17 protein-coding genes are annotated in these 21,103 nt (G+C 68.6%); 12 read left to right on the top strand and 5 right to left on the bottom strand.

All coding sequences use genetic code 11. The features are described 5' to 3' along the window. Nucleotides 1–18: 18 nt before the first annotated feature. Together ACGHX3_RS18235 and ACGHX3_RS18230 are read left to right on the top strand one after the other, a co-directional pair. Nucleotides 19–276 (top strand): YcgL domain-containing protein, encoded by a 258-nt coding sequence (locus ACGHX3_RS18235; RefSeq protein WP_162338761.1) that lies wholly within the window; start codon nucleotides 19–21, stop codon nucleotides 274–276. Further along, entirely contained in the window at nucleotides 257–3,568 is a 3,312-nt protein-coding gene (locus tag ACGHX3_RS18230; protein WP_394697329.1) for an ankyrin repeat domain-containing protein, read from the top strand. Before ACGHX3_RS18235 ends, ACGHX3_RS18230 begins: the two co-directional genes overlap by 20 nt. Nucleotides 3,569–3,577: 9 nt before the next feature. Here ACGHX3_RS18230 and ACGHX3_RS18225 read toward each other — a convergent pair whose 3' ends face one another. Continuing rightward, a complete protein-coding gene (locus ACGHX3_RS18225) occupies nucleotides 3,578–5,374 on the bottom strand; it encodes a monovalent cation:proton antiporter-2 (CPA2) family protein (protein ID WP_213603643.1) in 1,797 nt (598 codons plus the stop codon). A 70-nt stretch (nucleotides 5,375–5,444) separates the two neighbouring features. Here ACGHX3_RS18225 and ACGHX3_RS18220 point away from each other — a divergent pair, with 70 nt between their 5' ends. The 3 genes from ACGHX3_RS18220 (at nucleotide 5,445) to ACGHX3_RS18210 (ending at nucleotide 8,150) form a co-directional block, all read left to right on the top strand. Next, nucleotides 5,445–6,314, top strand: coding sequence for an energy transducer TonB (locus ACGHX3_RS18220; protein WP_213603641.1), 870 nt, complete (start codon nucleotides 5,445–5,447; stop codon nucleotides 6,312–6,314). Between the two features lie 50 nt (nucleotides 6,315–6,364). Continuing rightward, nucleotides 6,365–7,153, top strand: a complete 789-nt coding sequence (locus ACGHX3_RS18215) for a hypothetical protein (RefSeq protein ID WP_213603639.1) — start codon at nucleotides 6,365–6,367, stop codon at nucleotides 7,151–7,153. A gap of 151 nt (nucleotides 7,154–7,304) precedes the next feature. Beyond that, entirely contained in the window at nucleotides 7,305–8,150 is an 846-nt protein-coding gene (locus tag ACGHX3_RS18210) for an energy transducer TonB (protein WP_213603637.1), read from the top strand. A gap of 58 nt (nucleotides 8,151–8,208) precedes the next feature. Here ACGHX3_RS18210 and rho read toward each other — a convergent pair whose 3' ends face one another. Both rho and trxA read right to left on the bottom strand, forming a co-directional pair. Next, the gene (gene rho / locus ACGHX3_RS18205) at nucleotides 8,209–9,924 is read right to left on the bottom strand and encodes a transcription termination factor Rho (RefSeq protein WP_213603635.1); all 1,716 of its coding nucleotides are present in this window, start codon (nucleotides 9,922–9,924) and stop codon (nucleotides 8,209–8,211) included. A 210-nt stretch (nucleotides 9,925–10,134) separates the two neighbouring features. Next, entirely contained in the window at nucleotides 10,135–10,476 is a 342-nt protein-coding gene (gene trxA / locus ACGHX3_RS18200; RefSeq protein ID WP_062350453.1) for a thioredoxin TrxA, read from the bottom strand. 226 nt (nucleotides 10,477–10,702) lie between these two features. On the opposite strand from trxA, the gene rhlB reads away from it, so the two are divergent. The 5 genes from rhlB (at nucleotide 10,703) to ung (ending at nucleotide 15,690) form a co-directional block, all read left to right on the top strand. Next, nucleotides 10,703–12,391 carry an ATP-dependent RNA helicase RhlB gene (rhlB, locus tag ACGHX3_RS18195; RefSeq protein ID WP_213603633.1) on the top strand — a complete coding sequence of 563 codons (1,689 nt, stop codon included), beginning with the start codon at nucleotides 10,703–10,705 and terminating at the stop codon, nucleotides 12,389–12,391. 103 nt (nucleotides 12,392–12,494) lie between these two features. Continuing rightward, the gene (ftsE, locus tag ACGHX3_RS18190; protein ID WP_213603631.1) at nucleotides 12,495–13,181 is read left to right on the top strand and encodes a cell division ATP-binding protein FtsE; all 687 of its coding nucleotides are present in this window, start codon (nucleotides 12,495–12,497) and stop codon (nucleotides 13,179–13,181) included. Beyond that, the gene (ftsX, locus tag ACGHX3_RS18185) at nucleotides 13,178–14,122 is read left to right on the top strand and encodes a permease-like cell division protein FtsX (RefSeq protein WP_213603629.1); all 945 of its coding nucleotides are present in this window, start codon (nucleotides 13,178–13,180) and stop codon (nucleotides 14,120–14,122) included. Before ftsE ends, ftsX begins: the two co-directional genes overlap by 4 nt. 16 nt (nucleotides 14,123–14,138) lie before the next feature. Next, entirely contained in the window at nucleotides 14,139–14,978 is an 840-nt protein-coding gene (locus ACGHX3_RS18180) for a response regulator (RefSeq protein ID WP_162338769.1), read from the top strand. A 4-nt stretch (nucleotides 14,979–14,982) separates the two neighbouring features. Beyond that, nucleotides 14,983–15,690 carry a uracil-DNA glycosylase gene (gene ung / locus ACGHX3_RS18175; protein WP_213603627.1) on the top strand — a complete coding sequence of 236 codons (708 nt, stop codon included), beginning with the start codon at nucleotides 14,983–14,985 and terminating at the stop codon, nucleotides 15,688–15,690. 159 nt (nucleotides 15,691–15,849) lie between these two features. On the opposite strand, the gene ACGHX3_RS18170 is transcribed toward ung, so the two are convergent. Beyond that, nucleotides 15,850–16,410: a DUF2059 domain-containing protein gene (locus ACGHX3_RS18170; protein ID WP_213603626.1), complete on the bottom strand. Its 561-nt coding sequence runs from the start codon at nucleotides 16,408–16,410 to the stop codon at nucleotides 15,850–15,852. A 124-nt stretch (nucleotides 16,411–16,534) separates the two neighbouring features. Between ACGHX3_RS18170 and arfB the strand changes: the two genes are divergently transcribed. After that, on the top strand, nucleotides 16,535–16,969 hold the full coding sequence (arfB, locus tag ACGHX3_RS18165) for an alternative ribosome rescue aminoacyl-tRNA hydrolase ArfB (RefSeq protein WP_213603624.1): 435 nt from the start codon (nucleotides 16,535–16,537) through the stop codon (nucleotides 16,967–16,969). 40 nt (nucleotides 16,970–17,009) lie between these two features. After that, a complete protein-coding gene (locus ACGHX3_RS18160) occupies nucleotides 17,010–17,570 on the top strand; it encodes a lysophospholipid acyltransferase family protein (RefSeq protein ID WP_162338805.1) in 561 nt (186 codons plus the stop codon). Between the two features lie 355 nt (nucleotides 17,571–17,925). Here ACGHX3_RS18160 and ACGHX3_RS18155 read toward each other — a convergent pair whose 3' ends face one another. Then, nucleotides 17,926–21,015, bottom strand: coding sequence for a TonB-dependent receptor (locus tag ACGHX3_RS18155; protein ID WP_213603622.1), 3,090 nt, complete (start codon nucleotides 21,013–21,015; stop codon nucleotides 17,926–17,928). Between the last annotated feature and the right edge of the window lie 88 nt (nucleotides 21,016–21,103).

The raw sequence follows: 21,103 nt of genomic DNA, 5'->3' as shown, positions 1-21,103 counted from the left end.
GGGGCGCGACACGCGCGGATGCAAGCCTACGTCTACAAGAGCCAGCGCAAGGCCGACACCTTCGTCTACTTGGCGAAGCGCGATGATTTCTCGCTCTTGCCGGAACCGCTGCGCACGCAATTGGGCGACCTGTCGTTCGTGCTGGAAGTGGCGCTGACCCCGGAGCGCAAACTGGCGCGCGAAGACGCGGCCGTCGTGCGCGGGAATCTGTCGGCGCGCGGCTTCCATGTCCAGTTCCCGCCGCCGCCCGATCCGCGTGTCCGTCCCGATGCCTGAGTTGCGCCTGCAGACCCGCCCGATCGCCGTCGCTGCCCTGCTGGCAGGCCTGCTGCTGGCCGGCGTGGGGGGATGGGCCGGCGGCGTGCCTGCAGCAGTCGCCGCCTGCCTTGCGCAGCCGGCGGTCGCGCTGGGCGTGTCCTGGCTGCGCGGCACCCGCGTGCTGGCGCCGGCCCGCGCCTGGCGCGAGGACCTGCCAGCGCTGGTGCTGGCCTGGGTGGTCGCTTTCGCCGGCAGCGCTGCGCTGCTGGCCTGGCCGTTGGCTTCGCTGCACGACAGCGGCAGCCTGACGGCGGCGCTGGGCGTCAGTGCGGTGGTCGGCGCGGTGATCGTGGGACTGTGGCGGACCTGGCCGCTGTGGCACGGGCTGGAGCGCGATGGCGGGTCGCTCGCGGCGCATTGGCGCGGCTTGGCCGAGCGCGATTTCCATGCCTGGCGCGGTCTGGCCGTGGCGACCCTGCTGGCGCTCGCCGTCGGCGGCGGCCTGTGCCTCGCGTGGAGCGGACTGGTGCCGGACGCGCTCCGGGGCGGTGCTGCGATGGCGTACGCGCTGCTGCTGCCGGTCCTGCACTGGGGTGTCCAGCGGCTGGACGGCGCAGGTGTGCTGCCGGTGGTCGAGATGCCCGACAGCGAGGACGACGATGCCGTCCCGCTGGCGCATGTCGAACACAGTCCCGGCCAGGTTCTGGATCTGGAGCAGGCGCTGTTCGAGGCCGCACGCAGTGGCCGCGTCGACCGCGCACTGGAGTTCATCGAAGCCGGCGCGGACCCGCATGCGCTGCCGACCGAAGGCGCGCGCGACCAGCGCAGCCTGGGCGCACTGGCAGCGGTGCTGCCCGACCTGCGCCTGCTGCGCACCCTGATCGCGCACGGCGTCGACCTCAACCACGCGCACGCCGGCGTCACCCCGCTGCTCGCCGCCACGCGCGACAGCTGGCACGGCCGGCCCGATGCCGTCACCACGCTGCTGGCCAATGGCGCCGATCCACGCATCGCCGATGCCGATGGCAACACCCCGCTGCACCACGCCGCCCGCAGTTCCGATCCCGGCGTGGTCGCGCTGCTGCGCGATGCCGCGGCGGAACTGGACGCGCTGAACCATGACGGCCTCACCCCGCTGGGCGTGGCCTGCGTGGCCGGCAACTGGCGGCTGGCGAAGTTCCTGCTCGAGCGGGGCGCGCGTCCGGATCCGCAGGGTGGGCAGCCGGTGCTGCTGGCCGCCGCCTCGACGGAAGAGGACGATCCCGCCGGCGTGCAGTTGCTGCTCAAGCACAAGGCCAAGGTGGATGCGCGCGACGCGCAGCGTCGCAGTGCACTGCATGAAGCCGCCTTCGCCGGCCACGCGGAGATCGCCACCACCCTGCTTGCGGCCGGTGCCGACGTGCACGCGCGCGACGCGCAGCAGCGCACGCCGTGGCTGGATGCGGCGCGCGGTGCGCATCTGCAGGTGCTGGAAAAGCTGGCCGATGCCGGCGCCGACCGCCATGCGCTGGATGCCGAACGCCGTAGTGCGCTGATGCTGGCCTGCACGGCCGAACACGCTTCGCCGGCGCTGGTGCGCCGCTTGCTGGACTGGGGCGTGGATCCCGCCCTGGCCGATGCGCAGGACCGCCGTGCGGTCGACGTGGCCGCGGAAGCCGGGCGCTGGGCGCTGGTCTCCGCACTCGACCCCGGCTACGCGCTGCCGACGGCCGTGGCCGCGGCGGACGACGAAACCCCGCCCGACCGCGCACCCGCGGCGCTGCTGCGCGGCGGCCTGGCCAGCGGGCAGTTCGACGGACTCGATGCGCTCGCACGCCTGAGCTCGCGCGAAGAGCTCGGTGCGCTGCTGCACGACACCGACATGCAACGCCCGGCACGGCTGTCCTGGCTGCTGCGCCACGGCGCGGACGCGGAGAGCCGCAATGCGGCCGGCGACACCCTGCTGTTCGTGCTGCTCGCGCAGGGCCCGGCCGTGCAGCCGGCGCTGGCAACCCTGCTGGCGCGCGGCGTCACCCCGGCGGGCGCGGGTGGACTGGCGCGCTTCATGGCCGCCTGCGCAGCGGACGACCAGGCGGCGCGCGCGCTGGAATCCTGCGCGCTGGACCTGCTGGAACGTGGCGCCGACCCGTTCGCGCCGTCGCCGCAGGGCGACCCCGCGCTCTCGCTGGCGGTGCGCCTGGGATGGCAGCGCGTGCTCGACCGCCTGCTCGACATCGGCGTGGACCGCGAGGCGCGCGACAGCCACGGCATGACGGCTCTCCACCTGGCGGCGGTGCTGGGTCGCGAAACCGCACTGAAGCAGCTCGTCGCGAAAGGCGCCTCGCCGGATGCGCGAGCTGCCGACGGGCAGACACCGCTGGGCGTCGCCCTGGCGTGCGGACGCCGCGACCTGGCGGACTGGCTCGACTGGCGCATCTGGTCGTTGCCACGCCGTGCGCTGCGCCCGGCTGACCTGCCGGCCGCCGCGATGGCCGGCGACCGCGATGCCGTGCGGCGCCTGCTGGACCTGGGGTTCGATGTCGATTCGCCGGATGCCCAGGGTTGCACCGCGCTGCTGCGTGCGGCGGGCGGTGGCTTTGCGTCCACGGTCGAACTGCTGCTGGCGCGCGGGGCCGATCCGCAGCGCGCCGCCAACACCGGCGCCACGCCATTGTCGGCCGCGGTCAGCATGCGCCAGGTCGAGATCGTGGGCGCCCTGCTCGCCGCCGGCACCGACATCGAACACCGCCTGCCCGGCGGCGTCACCGTGCTGATGCTGGCGGCGGCACTGGGGCTGCCGGAAATCGCCGCGCGCCTGATCACCGCGGGCGCCAACGTGCATGCGGGCGATGCGCAGGGCCTCACGCCGCTGCATTGCGCGGCGCTCTACGGTTTCACCGCCCGCGAGAAGCCACGGCTGGTGGCGTTGCTGGACACGCTGCTGCTGTCCGGCGCCGAGTTCGAACAGGCTGCGGCCGGCGCGGTGACGCCGTTGCTGTTGCTGCTCGGTGCGCGCGCCGAGCCCGGGACCGCCTGCGACGAGGAGGTGGTGCTCGCCGGCCTGGAGCGCCTGCTCGACGAAGGCGTGTCGCTGGACGTGCAGGACCCGCGCGGATTCGGTCCACTGCACCTGGCGGCGCTGCATGGCCTGCTGCGCGTGGTCAGCCGCCTGCTGCGGGCCGGCGCGGATCCGGAACTGCGTGATGCATTGAACCGCACGCCGCGCGAGATCGCGGTGATGCGCGGCTTCATCGACGTGGCGGCGGAATTCGTGCCCGCCACGCCGGGCGCCGGCGCCTCGATGGCACGCTTCCTGCGCGACCGCGGCTGACGCAACGGCTCACGTCGTCCGCGGCGTGTCCTCGCCGGTGGCATCGGCTTCGAACAGTTTTTCCAGGTCGCTGACGGCATCGCGCGCGGTCTGTATCACGGCGCCATCGTCGTCGTAGACCAGGTACTGCGCACGCAGCAGCTTCTCGTCGTGCTGGCGGAAGCGGCGCGCGTGTTCCGCCGCGGTTTCCGGGGGCAGGCCGAGCTCCACCAGCACCTGCTGCGCCATCTCCAGGCTCGAACCCAGCGTCTCGCGATACGCCTCGGCACTCAGGTCCATCAGTCGCCACGCATGCTGGCGGTTGCGCGCGCGTGCCAGGACACGCGCTTCCGGATACATGCGGCGGATCAGGCGCGTCGCCTTGATGTTGGTATCGGGATCGTCCATCGCGATCACGAACACCTTCACGTGCTGCGCGCCGGCGGACCTCAGCAGGTCGGGCCGCGTCGGGTCGCCGTAGTACAGCCGGATGTTGCCGAAGCGGCGCAACGTGTCGACGGTATCCGGGCTGTGCTCCAGCGCGACGAAGGGAATGCGTTGCGCGGTGAGCAGGCGCGCGACGATCTGGCCGAACCGGCCCATGCCGGCGATCAGCACCTGCGGCTGTTCGTCCGGAATCTCGTCGAACGAGCGCGGCGCCGCGGAGGGTTTCGGCTTCACTTCCGCCAGCACGCGATGCAGCCCCAGCAACAGCAGCGGTGTCAGCGCCATCGACACGCCGACGATCGCCGTCAGCTGGTTGCGCAGTTCGGCGTCCATCAGCTTCACGCGCGCCGCTTCGCTGAAGACGACGAACGCGAACTCGCCACCCAGCCACAGCGTGCCGGCCAGCATCAGTGCGCCGCGGGGCTGCAGGCGCCCCGGCCAGCGCCCGATGCCGAACAGCAGCGCGAACTTCACCGTCAGCAGGGCCGCGACACCCGTCGCGACCAGTTCCGGCGCCTTCACCACCGCATCCAGGTCGATGTCCATGCCGACCGCGATGAAGAACAGGCCCAGCAGCAGGCCCTTGAACGGATCGATCTGCGATTCCAGTTCGTGGCGGAACTCCGAATCCGACAGCAGCACACCGGCGAGGAATGCGCCCAGGCCGGCGCTCAGGCCGGCCAGCTGCATGAACCAGGCGATGCCCAGGACGACCAGCAGCGCGGTGGCGGTGAACACCTCGGGCATGCGCGTGCGCGCGACGATGCGGAACAGCTGGCGCAGCACCAGCCGGCCACCCAGGATCACGATCGCGATGGCACCGACCGCATGCAGCACCATCGTCCAGGTCAGCGTCTCGTTCTTGGCGCCGCCGAGCAACGGGATGGCGGCGAGCAGCGGGATCGCCACCAGGTCCTGGAACAGCAGGATGGCGAAGCCGAGCCGGCCGTGTTCGCTGGTGAGTTCCTTGTGTTCGGAGAGCAGCTGCAGGCTGACCGCGGTGGACGACAGCGCCAGGCCCAGGCCGATCACCAGCGCGGTCTTCCAGTGGTGGTCGAACGCCAGCGCGATGCCGCCCAGCAGCAGCGCACTCAGCAGCACCTGCAGCCCGCCGGCGCCGAACACCGGCTTGCGCATCACCCGCAGGCGCGAGGGCGATAGTTCCAAGCCGATGACGAACAGCATCATCACCACGCCGATCTCGGCCGCATTGAGGATGCGGTCCGCATCCCGCACCAGCGCCAGCCCGTCCGGCCCCAGCACCACGCCGGCCACCAGATAGGCCAGCACCGCCCCCAGGCCGAAGCGCTTGAACACCGGCACCGCGATCACCGCGGCCAGCAGGAACACCAGCGCCAACTCCAGACCACTACCGTGCATGCATCACCTCGTGGGGATAGTATGCGGGCGACCGGGGCCTGGACGGGCCGCTTCCAGGGGGTGAGGGGGCATGATGAAGCAGGGAAAGGTATGCGTGATGTTGTTTCTGCTCGTCGCGCTGGGCATGGCGCAGGTCGCGGGCGCCCAAGGTGCGGCGGAGGTCCGCAAGCAGACCGAGGCCAGCCTCAGGGTAACGGGCGCGATCCATATCGCCACCGACGGCGTCGTCGAACAGGTAGTCCTCGACACGCCCGAGAAGTTGCCTGCGGGCATTGCCGATTTCGTCACCCGCAACGTCATGACCTGGCAATTCGAACCCACCGTCGTGGACGGCGAGCCTCGCCGGGCAATGACGCTGGTGAGCGCATTGCTGGTTGGCAAGTTGGTCGGTGACGGCAAGATGCAGGTTTCCATCCGCGCCGCCGACTTCAGCGATGGCAAGGCCGTGCCGCAGGACGAACAGATAACGGGTCGCGTGATGACGCCGCCGCGCTATCCGATGGGGCCGGCGCAGAGCGGCGCGCAGGGCACCGCCTACCTGCTGGTCCGGATCAAGCGGGACGGCACCGTGGACGACGTGGCTACCGAGCAGGTCAATCTCCGGATCGTCAGCAACGAAGCCCAGATGGCGCAATACCGCAAAAGATTCGCCGACGCGGCCATGGAGGCGGCTCGCAAGTGGAAATTCGTGCCGCCGACTGCGGGCGAGCAGGCCAACCAACCTTACTGGCTCGCCCGGGTGCCGGTGGATTTCGCGTTCCAGAACGCACAGCGCTACGGCAAGTGGGAGGTCTACATCCCGGGACCCCATACGCGGCCGGCGTGGGCAACCGATGAGGATGCGCCTGGATTCTCCCCGGATGCGCTGGCGGAGGGGGGCATACATCTGGCGGGCGAGAAACGCGGCCCGAAGTTGCTGACGCCGTTGGATGGGGCATGAGTATGCAGGTGCACCGCAGGTGGAGGTGGAGCGCAGGTCTAGTCGAGCGCATGATCCTGGCGGCTGCTGTTGTCTGCTTGTCCTGGCATGCCGATGCACAGCAGCGGGACGCCGCCATCAGGCTGGAGGTGGCGGGCACGGTGCGCTTGGCCGCCGATGGCGCGGTGATGCGGTTCGAGCCCGAGCCACAGGTCAGCGCGCCGGTGGCCGCGCAGGTCGCGAAAAGCGTGGGCGGGTGGCGACTTGCAGGTAAAGACGGCCAAACTGCCGAGGGCGAAACGCATGTACGAATGGCACTGGAGGCCGTCAGCCTTGAGCAGGGCTACGGCCTGCGCCTGACTGAAGTGTGGATCGGCGCGCCCTCACTGGCGCCGGGGACACCGCTTCCGGAATACCCGCGCGTCCTGCTCGAAGCCCGTGCCGGCTCGCGTGTGCTGCTACAGCTCGGGCTGGACGACGAGGGAAGCGTCGCGCATGCGACCGTCAAGCACATGGGCCTGCTGACCCACATCAAGGACGAGGCGATCCGTGCGAAATGGCGCGAGCGCTTCGGCCAGGCCAGTGTGGAGGCGGCGCGGCACTGGAAGCTGGTCGCCGGCTCACGCCAGGGTAGCCGCGCGGTGTTCCCGCGCGAGGTGCTGGTGCTGGTAACGTTCTGGCCGCGCGACCTGAAGGGCGACACCGACTACCGTCATATCGGCTGGCCGATGGCAACCTCTCCCTGGGCGATCCAGAACAGGACTACGCTGCCGCCCGGCAGCGTCCTCGTCGATCCTCGCGTCTTGCCGGTGGATTCCACGCTATCGCTGCAAGAGGATGTCGTCGGTTCAATGCTTTAGGGGGCGGGATCAAGATACCAGGCATGCGCGGAGCCAGGGAAAGCGGTGTCTGACCTGTCGGGGTCGCAATGAGCATGATCCTGAAGTGCCGGGAAACACCGGCTTCTCCATAAAGCCGTAGCACTACGATTCCAACAAAGGAGAAACCGCAATGCGCACGTGGATGGCAATGGGGCTTCTGTTGTTTTCGACTTGGGCGCACGCGCAGGGCGCTGGCTCGGTCCGCAAGCAACTGGAGGCCAGCCTGATGGTAGATGGCGAGATCACGGTGGACGAGAAGGGCGCCATCACTGAGTACTCGCTCAAGGATCCGGACAAGCTGCCGCCGGGTGTCGAAGCCTTCATCCGCAACAACCTCTCGGTGTGGACCTTCGAGCCACCTACGCTGGACGGCAAGCCCGTCCAGCTGCGCAACAACATGACGCTGATGCTGGTGGCGAAAAAAGTTGACGATGACAACTTCCTCATGCGCGTGCAGGCGACCAGCTTCTACCCGCAGTCCACGGAAGAGGGCTACGAGATCGCCAGCAGGAAGATGGAGCCGCCGCGTTATCCCCGGCCGGCCGCGATGGGCGGTGCGCAGGGGACGGTGTATCTGGTCGTCAAGGTCGGACGCGACGGTCGCGTGCAGGACGTCGTGGCAGAGCAGGTGAACCTCCGCGTCGTAACCACGGAAAACATGATGGGCAAGCTGCGCGACATGTTCGCCGATGCCTCGATCAGTGCGGCCCGGAAATGGGAATTCACGCCCCCTGCTCGAGGCGATGACGTGGATGCCGAATACTGGTCGGTCCGTGTGCCGGTGGATTTCACCATGGGGACGTCCCGTCCGCGCTACGGCCGCTGGGTCGGCTACATTCCCGGTCCACGGCATAAGGCTCCCTGGGTGGATCCCGATCTCGTCGACAGTTCGCCCGAGGCGATGGCGGCTGGCCAGCCGCGCCAGCTGGGCAAGGAAGGTTTGCGCCTGCTGACGCCGTTGTCGCCGAGGGGCTGATCCACCAACAAAAACGCCCCGCAATGCGGGGCGTTTTCTTTGCCTCTCCGTCGCCGGATCAGCGCTTCATCGAGCTGAAGAACTCGTCGTTGGACTTGGTGTTCTTCATCTTGTCGAGCAGGAACTCCATCGCCGCGATCTCGTCCATCGGGTGCAGCAGCTTGCGCAGGATCCAGATCTTCTGCAGCAGCTCCGGTTCGATCAGCAAGTCCTCGCGGCGGGTGCCGGAGCGGTTGATGTCGATGGCCGGGTAGACGCGCTTCTCGGTGATGCGACGGTTGAGGTGCACTTCACTGTTGCCGGTGCCCTTGAACTCTTCGTAGATCACCTCGTCCATCTTGCTGCCGGTCTCGACCAGCGCGGTGGCGATGATGGTCAGCGAGCCGCCTTCTTCGACGTTGCGCGCGGCGCCGAAGAAGCGCTTCGGGCGGTGCAGGGCGTTGGCATCCACGCCGCCCGTCAGCACCTTGCCGGAGCTGGGCACGACGTTGTTGTAGGCGCGGGCCAGGCGGGTGATCGAGTCGAGCATGATCACCACGTCCTTCTTGTGCTCGACCAGGCGCTTGGCGCGCTCGATCACCATCTCGGCGACCTGCACGTGGCGCGCGGCGGGTTCGTCGAACGTCGAGCTGACCACTTCGCCGCGCACGGTGCGCTGCATTTCGGTCACTTCTTCCGGACGCTCGTCCACCAGCAGCACGATCAGGTGCACGTCCGGGTGGTTGGTCGTGATGGCGGTGGCGATCTGCTGCATCATGATCGTCTTGCCGGCCTTGGGCGGCGACACGATCAGCGCGCGCTGACCCTTGCCCTGCGGCGCCATCAGGTCGAGGATGCGGCCGGCGATGTCTTCCGACGAGCCGTTGCCGCGCTCCAGGGTGAAGCGGCGGCGCGGGAACAGCGGCGTCAGGTTCTCGAACAGCACCTTGTTCTTCGACGCTTCCAGCGGCTCGCCATTGATGGTGTCGATGGTCGACAGCGCGAAGTAGCGCTCGCCGTCCTTCGGCCAGCGGATGCGACCGGCCAGATGGTCGCCGGTACGCAGGTTGAAGCGGCGGATCTGGCTGGGGCTGATGTACACGTCGTCCGGGCCGGCCAGGTAGCTGGCTTCGGCGGCGCGCAGGAAGCCGAAGCCGTCCGGCAGGATTTCCAGCACGCCGTCGGCGGCGACGCCTTCGCCGTGTCGGGTCAGCACCTTCAGCAGCGCGAAGATCACGTCCTGCTTGCGGGCGCGGGCGACGCCTTCCTGGATGTTCAGCTGCTCGGCGATGTCCAGCAGCTTGGGCGCGGGCATGCGCTTGAGGTCGCCCAGCGAGTATTGCGGGAAGCCCTCCGGCACGCTCGGCGGCTGCCGCGGCACGTAGTTGTCCTGCTGGCCACCGTTGCCGCCGTCCTGCGGCATGCCGTCGTTGCCATGGCGCTCGCGGTTGCGTTCGCGGCGGTTGCGGAAGCGGTCGCGGCGATTGTTGTTGAAGCGGTTGCCGTCGCGCTGGTCGCCGCCTTCCTGCTGGCCGCTACCTTCGTGTTGCTGGCTGCCGCCCGCCTGCGCCTGCGGAGCGGGCGCATCGCCACCGCCGTCATGGGACGGCGCGGGTGCTGCGGGAGCGGGTGCGCGTTCGGCCGCGGCGGGCGGCGGAAGCGGAAGCTGGGGGGCCGGGTCGGACGCGCGCTCGGTCGGCGCGGCGGGGGTGTCGGCGGACGGGGTTTTCGGAGCACGGGCTTTGCGCACGCGCTTCTCGGCGGGGGCGCCGGTTTCGTTGCTGCTGTCGGACAAGTTGCGAATCCTCGCTAGGTGGCGAGCGCCGGCGTTGCGGCGGCGGGGTGAAGTGAAGAGTGGGTATTCAGATGGGTGCGGCGCATCCCCTGCGCCGGATTTCGGGGCCGACACTACCACCGGGCCCGGGGTAGCGGCAAGCCGCTGGGAGCGGCGGGTTCAAGCGGATTCAGCCTGCGCCCCCGCGGTGGCGGGGGCGTGGCGAGGGCGTCAGGCGGCCTGGGAGCCCAGCGCCTTGTCGATCATCTGGGTCAGCTGGCCCTTGCCCACGGCGCCGATCTGGGTGGCCTGGATCTGGCCGTCCTTGAACAGCAGCAGCATCGGGATGGAGCGGACGTGGTACTTGATGGCGGTGGCGCGGTTCTCGTCCACGTTGACCTTGGCGACCTTCAGCTTGCCGCCGTAGGTCTCGGCCAGTTCGTCGAGGACCGGCGAAATCATCTTGCACGGGCCGCACCATTCGGCCCAGAAGTCCACCAGCACCGGCTCGCCGGACTGCAGCACGGCAGCATCGAAATCGGCATCGCCGACGTGGGTCACTTTGTCGCTCACGGGGATCTCCTGCGGGGTCCGCGGAAGGGCGCGGACGGGTTCGGGCCGGGACGGCCACCACGATTGGGGTAAACTGGGGCGTTCCGCGACCTTTATCAAGGGTTCCCAGGTGGTCGCGCAACCCGGCACAGGGGGCGCAGTGTGCGACGCCGGTCAGGCCGTTGCAAGCACACCCACCGCATTCATACGAGACGCGCGCGGAACACAGCGACGCAAAGAAGAAGGCATGAGCGACAAACCGTTAACCGACATCACGTTCTCCTCGTTCGACCTGCATCCGGCGCTGCTCGCCGGGTTGGAAGGCGCAGGTTTCTCCCGTTGCACACCGATCCAGGCGATGACACTGCCGGTCGCCCTGAAGGGCGGCGATGTCGCCGGCCAGGCGCAGACCGGTACCGGCAAGACGCTGGCCTTCCTGGTCGCGGTGATGAACCGCCTGTTGACCCGCCCGGCGCTGGCCGAGCGCAAGCCGGAAGATCCGCGCGCGCTGATCCTGGCGCCGACCCGTGAACTGGCCATCCAGATCCACAAGGATGCGGTGAAGTTCGGCGCCGACCTCGGCCTGCGCTTCGCGCTGGTCTACGGCGGTGTGGACTACGACAAGCAGCGTGAACTGCTGCAGCAGGGCGTCGACGTCATCATCGCCACCCCGGGTCGCCTGATCGACTACGTCAAGCAGCACAAGGTGGTCAGCCTGCACGCGTGCGAGATGTGCGTGCTGGACGAAGCCGACCGCATGTTCGACCTCGGCTTCATCAAGGACATCCGCTTCCTGCTGCGCCGCATGCCCGAGCGCACCACGCGGCAGACGCTGCTGTTCTCGGCCACGCTGTCGCACCGCGTACTGGAGCTGGCGTACGAGCACATGAACGAGCCGGAGAAGCTCGTCGTCGAGACCGAGTTCATCACCGCGGCCAAGGTGCGGCAGAAGCTGTACTACCCGGCCGACGAAGAGAAGATCCCGCTGCTGATCGGCCTGCTGTCGCGCAGCGAAGGCGCGCGCACGATGGTGTTCGTCAACACCAAGGCGTTCGTCGAACGCGTGGCGCGTGCGCTGGAACGCGCGGGCTACCGCGTCGGCGTGCTGTCGGGCGACGTGCCGCAGAAGAAGCGCGAGTCGCTGCTGAAGCGCTTCCAGGCGGGCCAGCTGGAACTGCTGGTGGCGACCGACGTGGCCGCGCGCGGCCTGCACATCGACGGCGTGTCGCACGTGTTCAACTACGACCTGCCGTTCGATGCCGAGGACTACGTGCACCGCATCGGCCGCACCGCGCGCCTCGGCGCCGAGGGCGACGCGATCAGCTTTGCCTGCGAGCGCTATGCGATGTCGCTGCCCGACATCGAGGCCTACATCGAGCAGAAGATTCCGTCCGAGCCGGTCACGGCCGAACTGCTGACCGCGCTGCCGCGTCCGGAACGTCCGAAGCCGGTCGCCGGTGAGGGCGACGAGGAAGAAGAGAGCGTCAGCCAGATCTTCCGCGAGGCACGCGAGCAGAAAGCCGCCGACGAGGAACGTCGTGGCGGTGGTCGCAAGCCGGGTGGATCCGGTGGTGCCGGTCGTCGCGACGGTGGCCGTCGCGAGGGCGGTCGCCGCGACGGTCCGCGTTCGGCCGACGGCAAGCCGCGTCCGCCGCGCGCGCCGCGTCCGGAAGGCGAAGCGCCGAAGCCGCAGGCGCCGCGGCCGGCGAACGACGAAGTCCGTGCCGACGCGGCCGCGTTGCCGGAAGGCGAGCGCAAGCCGCGCAAGCGCCGTCGTCGTCGCCATGGCCGTCCGCTCGAGGGTGCCGAAGGCGCCGTGGCGAATGCCGCGCCGGTCGCCGCGAAGCCGGCGGCTGCGCCCAAGCCGGCCGACGACAATGCGGGCTTCCTGACCAAGCTGGGCCGCAAGATCCGTTCGCTGGTGTCCGGCGGCTGAGCCCTGTCATCGTGCGTATCGAGGAGAAGCCGGGCATGTCCCGGCTTTTTCTTTGCGCGGCGCCATCGCCAGCGTCGCGACCGCTCCGGCATAATCGACGCACATGAGCGTCCTTCGATTCGAAAACGTCAGCAAGCAGTACCCCGGCGGCCACGCGGCGCTGGAGGACGTCAGCTTCGAGGTAGCCGAGGGCGAGATGCTGTTCGTCACCGGCCACTCCGGTGCCGGCAAGAGCACGCTGTTGAAGCTGATCCACCTGAGCGAGCGTCCCAGTCGCGGCGCCGTCGTGTTCGGTGGCAGGAACCTGCTGAAGGTGCGCGGCGGGCGCATTCCGCTGCATCGCCGCGAGGTCGGTGCGGTCTACCAGGACCATCGCCTGCTGACCGACCGCACGGTGATGGAGAACGTCTCGCTGCCGCTGATCCTGCGCGGCGACCGCCGCGGCGACATCGGCAAGCGCGTGCGCGAAGTGCTGGCGCGGCTGGGCCTGGGCCATCGCGAGAGCGCGCTGCCCACGCAGCTGTCCGCCGGCGAGCAGCAGCGCGTCGGTATCGCGCGCGCCATCGTTGCCGAGCCGCGCCTGCTGGTGGCGGACGAGCCGACCGGCAACCTCGATCCGACGCTGGCGGCGGAGATCATGTCGCTGTTCGCCTCCATGCCCGAGCGCGGCACCAGCGTGCTGGTGGTCAGCCATGACCTGTCGCTGCTGAAGCGCATGAAGAAGCGCGTGCTGATCCTCGACCACGGCAAGCTGGTCGACGACATTTCCCCGGCGGACCTGGCCGAATGAGCGACGCGAAGAACAGCCGCGCGCAGGCGCGCTCCGGGTTCGGCATCTGGCTGGACCAGCATCTCTACAGTTTCGTTTCCAGCCTGGGACGCACGGTGCGTCGTCCGTGGGCCACGCTGCTGACGATCGGCGTGATGGCGGTCGCATTCGTGTTGCCGCTCGGCCTGTGGCTGGCGCTGCAGAACGTCGGCCATTTCGCCGGCGACGTGCAGCAGTCGCGCGAGATCGACCTGTTCCTGACGCCGGAGACGCCGGTCGCGCGGGCGCAGGCGCTGGCGGAATCGCTGCGCAGTCGCGACGATGTCGCGCGCGTGGACCTGCGCACGCCCGAGCAGGGGCTGGCGGAATTCCGCGAGCGCAGCGGGCTGGCCGGTTCGCTGGACCTGCTGGATGGCAATCCGCTGCCCAGCCTGCTGGTGGTGGTGCCGGAAGGCGACGACGCACGCCTCGTCGCCGCGCTCGAGGCGCTGCCGGAAACCGACCTGCTGCAGCACGACGCCGCCTGGCGCGAACGCCTCGCCGGCTGGATGGAGTTCGGCAAGCGGCTGGTGTGGGTGCTTGCCGCGCTGTTCGGCCTGGGTGCGCTGCTGGTGGTCGGCAACACCGTGCGCCTGGACATCCAGTCGCGGCGCGAGGAAATCGGCGTGCTGCAGTTGCTGGGCGCGAGCGATGGCTTCATTCGCCGACCCTTCATCTACCTCGGTGCGTGGTACGGGCTGGCGGCCGGTACGCTGGCGCTCGGCCTGCTGACGCTGGCGGCGCTGGCGTTGCGCGCGCCGCTCGCCGCATTGGCGCGCAGCTACGGCAGTCCGTTCGTGCTGGTGGGGCTGGACCCGGCCGGTGCGACGGTCGTCGTCGCGGCGGCCACGGTGATCGGCTGGCTGGGGGCATGGCTGGTGACCGGCCACTTCTTGCGTCAGACTCGCCCGACTGCCACCTGACACCTCCCGCACCTTCATGGCCCAAGAGCTCCGGCATCTGATCAGCGACGCGCCCCGCGTGATGGTGGTGGACGGGTCGAAGCTGGTCCGCAAGCTGATCGCCGATGTGCTGCAGCGGGAACTGCCGGGCGTGCAGGTGATCGGCTGCGCCAGCATCGCCGAGGCGCGCGACGCGCTGGCGGCGGGCGAAGTTCACCTGGTCACCACCGCGCTGGCGCTGCCCGACGGCGACGGCATGGAGATCGCGCGCAGCGTGCGCGAGGCCGCGGGGCAGGCCTACGTGCCGGTGATCGTCGTGTCCGGCGATGCGCAGCAGCACCTGGAAGAACGCCGCTTCACCGAATTCGTCACCGACTATTTCGACAAGGCGCTGGGCCACGAAGCGCTGGCGACCTTCATCCGCGGCTACGTGCAGCCCGAGCCGGTGGTCGGCGCCACCATCCTCTACATCGAGGACAGCCGCGTCGTCGCCGAGACCACCAAGCGCATGCTGGAGCGGCAGGCGCTCAACGTTGTGCACGTGATGAAGGCCGAGGATGCCTTCGCGCTGCTCACCGCCGAATCGCTGGGCCTGTCCACGCACAAGTTCGACCTGGTGCTGACCGACGTGATCCTGAAGGGCGAGCTGAGCGGGCGCGACATCGTGCAGCGCATCCGCGTGGATTTCGCCTACGGCAAGCGGCGCCTGCCGATCCTGGTGATGACCGGTGACAGCAACCGCGACAACCAGGCCGAACTGCTGCAGGCCGGCGCCAATGATCTGGTGCTCAAGCCGATCGCCGAACGCCTGCTGGTCACGAAGGTGCTGTTCCAGTTGCGCCTGGCGCGCATGGACGAAACGCGCAGCCTGGTCTGAGCGCATGACGGACGACGACCGCGTCAAGCTTGAGCCTTCCTGGAAGGCGCACATCGGCGAATGGCTGCAGCGGCCGGACATGCGCGAGCTGTCGGCGTTCCTGCGTCAGCGCAAGGCCGCCGGGGCGCGCATCTATCCGCCGGGACCGCAGATCTTCGCCGCGTTCGATGCCACGCCGTTCGACGCGGTGAAGGTGGTGATCCTGGGGCAGGATCCGTACCACGGGCCGGGGCAGGCGCATGGCCTGTGCTTCTCGGTGTTGCCGGGGGTGCCGGTGCCGCCGTCGCTGGTGAACATCTACAAGGAAATCAATGCCGACCTCGGCATCGCGCCGCCGGACCATGGCTGCCTGCTGCCGTGGGCGCGGCAGGGCGTGTTGCTGCTCAATGCCGTGCTGACGGTGGAAGAGGGCAAAGCCGGCGCGCACCAGGGCAAGGGTTGGGAGGGCTTCACCGACCACGCCATCGAGACGCTGGCGCGCGAGCGCGAGGGCCTGGTGTTCCTGCTGTGGGGCAGCTATGCGCAGGCCAAGGGCAAGGTCATCGACACGCGCCGCCACCGCGTGCTGCGCGCACCGCATCCGTCGCCGTTGTCGGCGCATCGCGGATTCCTGGGGTGCGGGCATTTCAGCGCGACCAACCAGTACCTCGCGCAGAAGGGCCAAACGCCGATCGACTGGCGATTGCCGCCGCGGGAGCAGTTGGCAACGTAGCGTGCGCCATGCGCACGACGCTTGATGCATCAATACCGGGTGTGGGAGCGACGTAAGTCGCGATAGTCCACCGGTAACGCTTCATCGCGACTTACGTCGCTCCCACAATCGCATGAGCCTGCGGCGCGTCTCGTTCCGAGATCGTGCGCGCAGCGCACGCTACCTGGTGCGGCGCCGCTTCTGCGGCGGCGAGACCGGCGGCGGTGGCGTGACCGGGATGTTCCTGATCTCGCCCTGCAGTTCTTCCAGCATCGGCACCATCTTCAGCTGCACGGCGCTCAAGATGTTCTGCATCAGCGCAGGATTCTTGTCGAGCATGCGCTGGCCGGCCGCGCTCTCGTAGAACTTGGTGATCGCGCGCACGTCTTCGCGGGTGTAGGTCTTCTTGTAGACGTCCAGGTAGACCGGACGCATCTGTTCCCACGACAGCGCCTTGCGGACGATTTCCTGCGTCTTGGCCTCGATGCGCGCCACTTCGGCCTTCTGCTCCTCGGTCATCGTCTGGCCGGCGAAATGCTTGTCGAACTCCTGCTGCTGCACGGCTTCCATCTGCGGCACCATGCCGGCCAGCAGGCTCTCGGCGCGCGAGGCCTTCAACAGGCGGTCGATGTCGGCGTCGGTGGGCTCAGCCGCGAAGGCGGTGCTGGCGCAGGCCAGCGCGACGGTGACGAGGAGAAGGCGGCAAAGCCGGCGGGCCGCGGTCAGCGAAGCAGGAATCATGCGGTGCGGGTGGCGTGGAACGGGGGCACAGGGTGCCTGCCGGGGAGTAAATCTGGCGTTAACTGGCGCCGATCCTGCGCCAGTACGCTACGAACCGACGCCTATCCTGACTACAATCCGCCGCATGGGGAGCACCGCACTCGCGATCACGCCGACGCTGGCGATTCCGGACGACGAACTCGTCGAGCGCTTCGTGCGCGCGAGCGGCGCCGGCGGCCAGAACGTCAACAAGGTGGCGACCGCGGTGGAGCTGCGCTTCGACGTGGCCGGTTCACCGTCGCTGCCGGAGCCGCTGCGCGAGCGCCTGCTGACTAGGCGCGATCGCCGCCTCACCGACGAGGGCGTGCTGGTGATCGACGCGCAGCGCTTCCGCACGCAGGACCGCAACCGCCAGGACGCACGCGAGCGGCTGGCCGCGATCATTGCCGCCGCGCTGGTGGTGCCGAAGAAGCGCGTCGCCACCAAGCCGTCGCGTGCGGCGAAGGCGCGTCGTCTGGACGCCAAGCGCGAGCGCAGCCAGGTCAAGCGCGGCCGCTCGCAGAAGAATCAATGGGAGTAACCGTTTGAGCCACGACATCGTTCCGCGCATCCCGCCCAACATGCCGCAGGTGCCGCCCAACCGCTTCACCCGCTGGATGGGGCGCACCTTCCTGCGAGTGTTCGGCTGGCGGATCGAGGGCACGCTGCCGGATCTGCCCAAGCTGGTGATGATCGTCGCGCCGCATTCGTCGAACTGGGACGGTATCTGGGGCATGGCAGCCAAGATCGCGATGGGCTTCCAGGTGCGCGTGCTGGGCAAGGCGCAACTGTTCTGGTGGCCGCTGTCGCCGCTGCTGCGCAAGCTGGGCGTGGTGCCGGTGGACCGCAGCTCGCCGCAGGGCACGGTGGAGCAGGCGGTCCGGATGATCCGCACGTCCGACAGGATGTGGTTCGCGCTGACGCCGGAAGGCACGCGCAAGCGCGTGGACAAGTGGAAGGGCGGCTTCCTCAAGATCGCCCAGCAGGCGCAGGTGCCGATCCTGATGGCGTACTTCCATTACCCCGAAAAGATCATCGGCATCGGCGACGTGTATTACCCGACCGGCAACATGGAGGTCGACATGGCGGCCATCCGTGAGTGGTACCGGCCGTGGCAGGGGAAGAACCGCGGGACGGTGTGAGGCGCGGATCGACGCAGCAAGAGCCCATGGATCCCAGCATGCGCTGGGATGACGGGATCGGGTTATCCGGCGAGCGGTACGCGTAGTACTTGGCTCACGCGTGACGCGGGAGATCGCCCTATACCTCGACGGCACACGCCGTCGTCCCAGCGAACGCTGGGACCCATCTTGATCCTGCCTCGCGCGCACGCGTGCACTGAATGGAAGGCTCTTGCGGTACCAAGCCGAAACAAGCTCGATCCCGGCATGCGCCGAGCGGTGAAAAGGGGGCGCCAGCGCTGGCGCCCCATCGCATACCCGAAAGAAAAAGCCCGCCTTGCGGCGGGCTCTGTTCCTGTGCGTCGCGATCCAAGGCTCAGAGCGCTTTGCCGCCCAGCTTCCAGGTGACCTGCAGGAAGTAGGCACGCCCCACGCTGTCGAACCAGGCCGTGTCGTAGTACGGATAATTCGACCAGGTCGGATCCTTCGGCGGCATCTTGTCGAGCAGGTTGTTGACCGTCAGCGAAATACGCAGGTGATCGTTGATGTCGTAGCGCGCGCCGGCATTGAAGCGCCATGAATCGGGCATCCAGGCATCGTCCGCGTAGTTCGGCACGCGGCCCAGGTAGTTGCCGAACAGGCTGGCGCCGAACGCACCCTTGTCCCAGCTCACGCCCAGATTGCCCTTGCGGCGAGGCAGTGCAGGGCTGTAGGTCTCGTAATTCAGCATGTCGAGCGTCGGGTCGCCCGGGTACTGCTGGCTCTCGTGGCGATGCACCCAGGTGTAGCTGCCGGTGAAGCGGAAGTCGCCGGCCTGCTCGGTCTGCAGGCGGTAGCTGACGCTGGTGTCGATGCCCGAGGTCTCTTCGCTGGCGATGTTGATCGGGCTGAAGCGCACGCTGGTGATCACGCCATCGCTGTCGCGGATGACGCGGGCGATCGCGTCCTGGCAAGTGGCCGAGTTGATGTCGACCGGCGTGCCGTTGTCGGTGACGCCCAGGCGGCAGCTCGCTTCATCGCGACGGATCCGCTCGCGATCCTGCGTCTGCACCTGGTTCATCACCTTGATCTTGTAGTAGTCCATCGACAGGTCGAAGCCGCTGAACGGCGACCACACGAAGCCGGCGGAGAACGACTTGCTGGTCTCCACGTTGAGGTCCATGTTGCCGCTGTAGACGTCGAACGTGCTGACATCGTAGCTGCCGTCGTCGTAGCAGTAGTCGTTGGTGGCGTCCGGCTCGGCGGTACGGCAATCGTAGTAGTCGGTCGCGAAGCGCGTGCGGTAGTAGTCGTTGCCGGCGAAGAGGTAATGCATGTCCGGCGCGCGGAAGCCGGTGCCGTACGAACCGCGGACCAGCAGCGTGTCCAGCGGACGCCACTCCAGGCCGGCGCTGTAGGTGAACTTGCCGGGATTCTTGTTGCCGTACTCGTAGCGGTCGTAACGACTGGCCAGGCTGGCTTCCAGCGTGGACAGTAGCGGCAGGCGCAACTCGCCTGCCACGCTCCACCGGTCGCGGTCGCCACGGCCATCACCGTAGCGCGGGCCGTAGTAGGCGTCTTCGGTCAGTGCCAACGGATCGGGATTGATGCGATAGGACTGGCTGCCGTATTCCACCGCGCCGGCGAAGCCCACGTCGCCGGCCGGCAGCGTGAACAGGGCGGTGTTGTCGACGGTGAAGCTGAGGTTGTCGTTCTTGGCCACCGGGCGGAACGTGGACATGGTCGAGATGGACGCGAATTCCGCCGGCGTCAGTGGCGTGAACAGGCGGTTCGGATCCGGTGCGTAGATGGCATAGCCACGGCTGGTGTAGCCGAGCCGCTCGCCCAGGAACAGACGATTGGCCGCATCCGCCTTGATGCGGGGCATCTCCACGTCGGCCTTGTACTGCGAGTGGTTGTAGGCGCCTTCCCAGTTCCAGTCCTGGCCGAACTGGCCCTTGAAGCCGGTGGTCAGCGCAAACGTCTTCTGCACGGTGGTGTTCATGCGGTTGCGCAGGCCGCCGATTTCCTCGGGCGAGAACTGGCGCGTCCAGATCTCGCGCTGGTCGGTGAGCGCGTTGTAGAACACCTTGTCGCGGTAGTTGTTGGTCGACGCCGGGTCGTGGAATTCCCAGCCCATGTGGTCGCTCGCCACATCGTTGCCGTTGGTGCCGGTCAGCAGCCGCACGGTCTGGTGGCCGAACTGCGCGTCGGCGAACCAGGAGAGCGTGTCGGAAATGCGGTATTCGAACGCGCCGAACACATTGCCGCCCTTGCGCTCGTTGGTGATCGTGCGATACGCGATGGCGCGCTCGCTGCCGCAGTAGGGCTCGCCGAAACGGTCGTCCGCCAATACGGTCGTGCCCTCGTTCAAGCCGGCCATGGCCGCGCATCCATCGGCGGGCGCGATGTTGGTGTCGTCCTCCCAGTTGAGGATCTGCGCGGTCAGGCGCGGCAGCTGACGGCGCGCCAGCGGGGAGTCCAGCGTGGAATCCTGGTTGCGACGCTCGTAGCCCCACAGCGGGCGCTTGTCGAGCAGTTCCACGCCGACGATGCCGCTGAAGTCGCCACGCTCGAAACCAGTGGTCACGGTCAGCCGGTGCGACTCGCCGCCGCCTCGCTCGGTGTCGCCGTAGCGGTAGTCGAAGATGGTGCCGTCGACCGACTTCTTGAGGATGAAGTTGATGACGCCGGCCATCGCGTCTGAGCCGTAGACCGCGGAGGCGCTGCCGGTCAGCACTTCCACGCGGTCGATCATGCCGAGCGGGATGTTGCCGATGTCGGTGAAGTTGCTGCGGCCGTTGAGCGGCAGCGGAAAGTCGGCGATGCGGCGGCCGTTGATCAGCACCAGCGTGTGGTTCGGGCCGAGGCCGCGCAGGTCGACCGCCTGCGCGCCCGGCGTGGACTGGGCGCTGGTGGTGTTCTGCTGGCCCTGCACCGTGCCGCTGTTCTGGCTGAGCGAGCGCAGCACGTCGGGCACGGAGGTGAAGCCGGCGGCCTGGATCTGTTCGGCCGTCACCACCGTGATCGGTGCGGGACCCTCGATCTGCGCGCGCGGGATGCGCGAGCCGGTGACCTGCAGGGTTTCCAGCTGGGTCACGGGTTCTTCGGCTTGCGCGGCGCCGCCACCGGGAGGCGCCTCCTGGGGTGCGGGGCGGGGTGCCGGCGCGCGGCGCGGGGTGGCATCGGCCTGCACGATCAACACGGCGCCGGAGGCATCGCGCTTGGCCTGGAAGCCGCTGCCCTGCAGCAGGCGATCGAGCGCCTGGTCGGGGGTGGCGGCGCCTTGCACCCCGCTGGTGCGTCGGCCCTTCAGCTGGTCGGCGCGGTAGACGAGCTGCGTACCGGACTGCTTGGCGAGCGTGTTGAGCGCCGTGGTCAGTTCGCCCGCAGGCAGATCGATGCGGCCGGGGGCCGCTTGGGCCTGCGCGGCAAGCGCCGCACTGCAGGCCGCACTCAACAACAGCATGCGCACTGGATACCGCATCGACTTCTCCCCGGGGGCGCTCGGAATGGCGCCTGTTGGCTATCAGGACGAACGAACCGCGCAAATCCCCCCATGACCTTCGTCGTGG

Origin of the sequence: Pseudoxanthomonas japonensis, assembly GCF_043632995.1 — a bacterium.
Classification (GTDB): domain Bacteria; phylum Pseudomonadota; class Gammaproteobacteria; order Xanthomonadales; family Xanthomonadaceae; genus Pseudoxanthomonas_A; species Pseudoxanthomonas_A japonensis.
The sequence above is the reverse complement of the archived record's forward strand: the minus strand, read 5'-3'. Positions and strand labels throughout refer to the sequence as shown.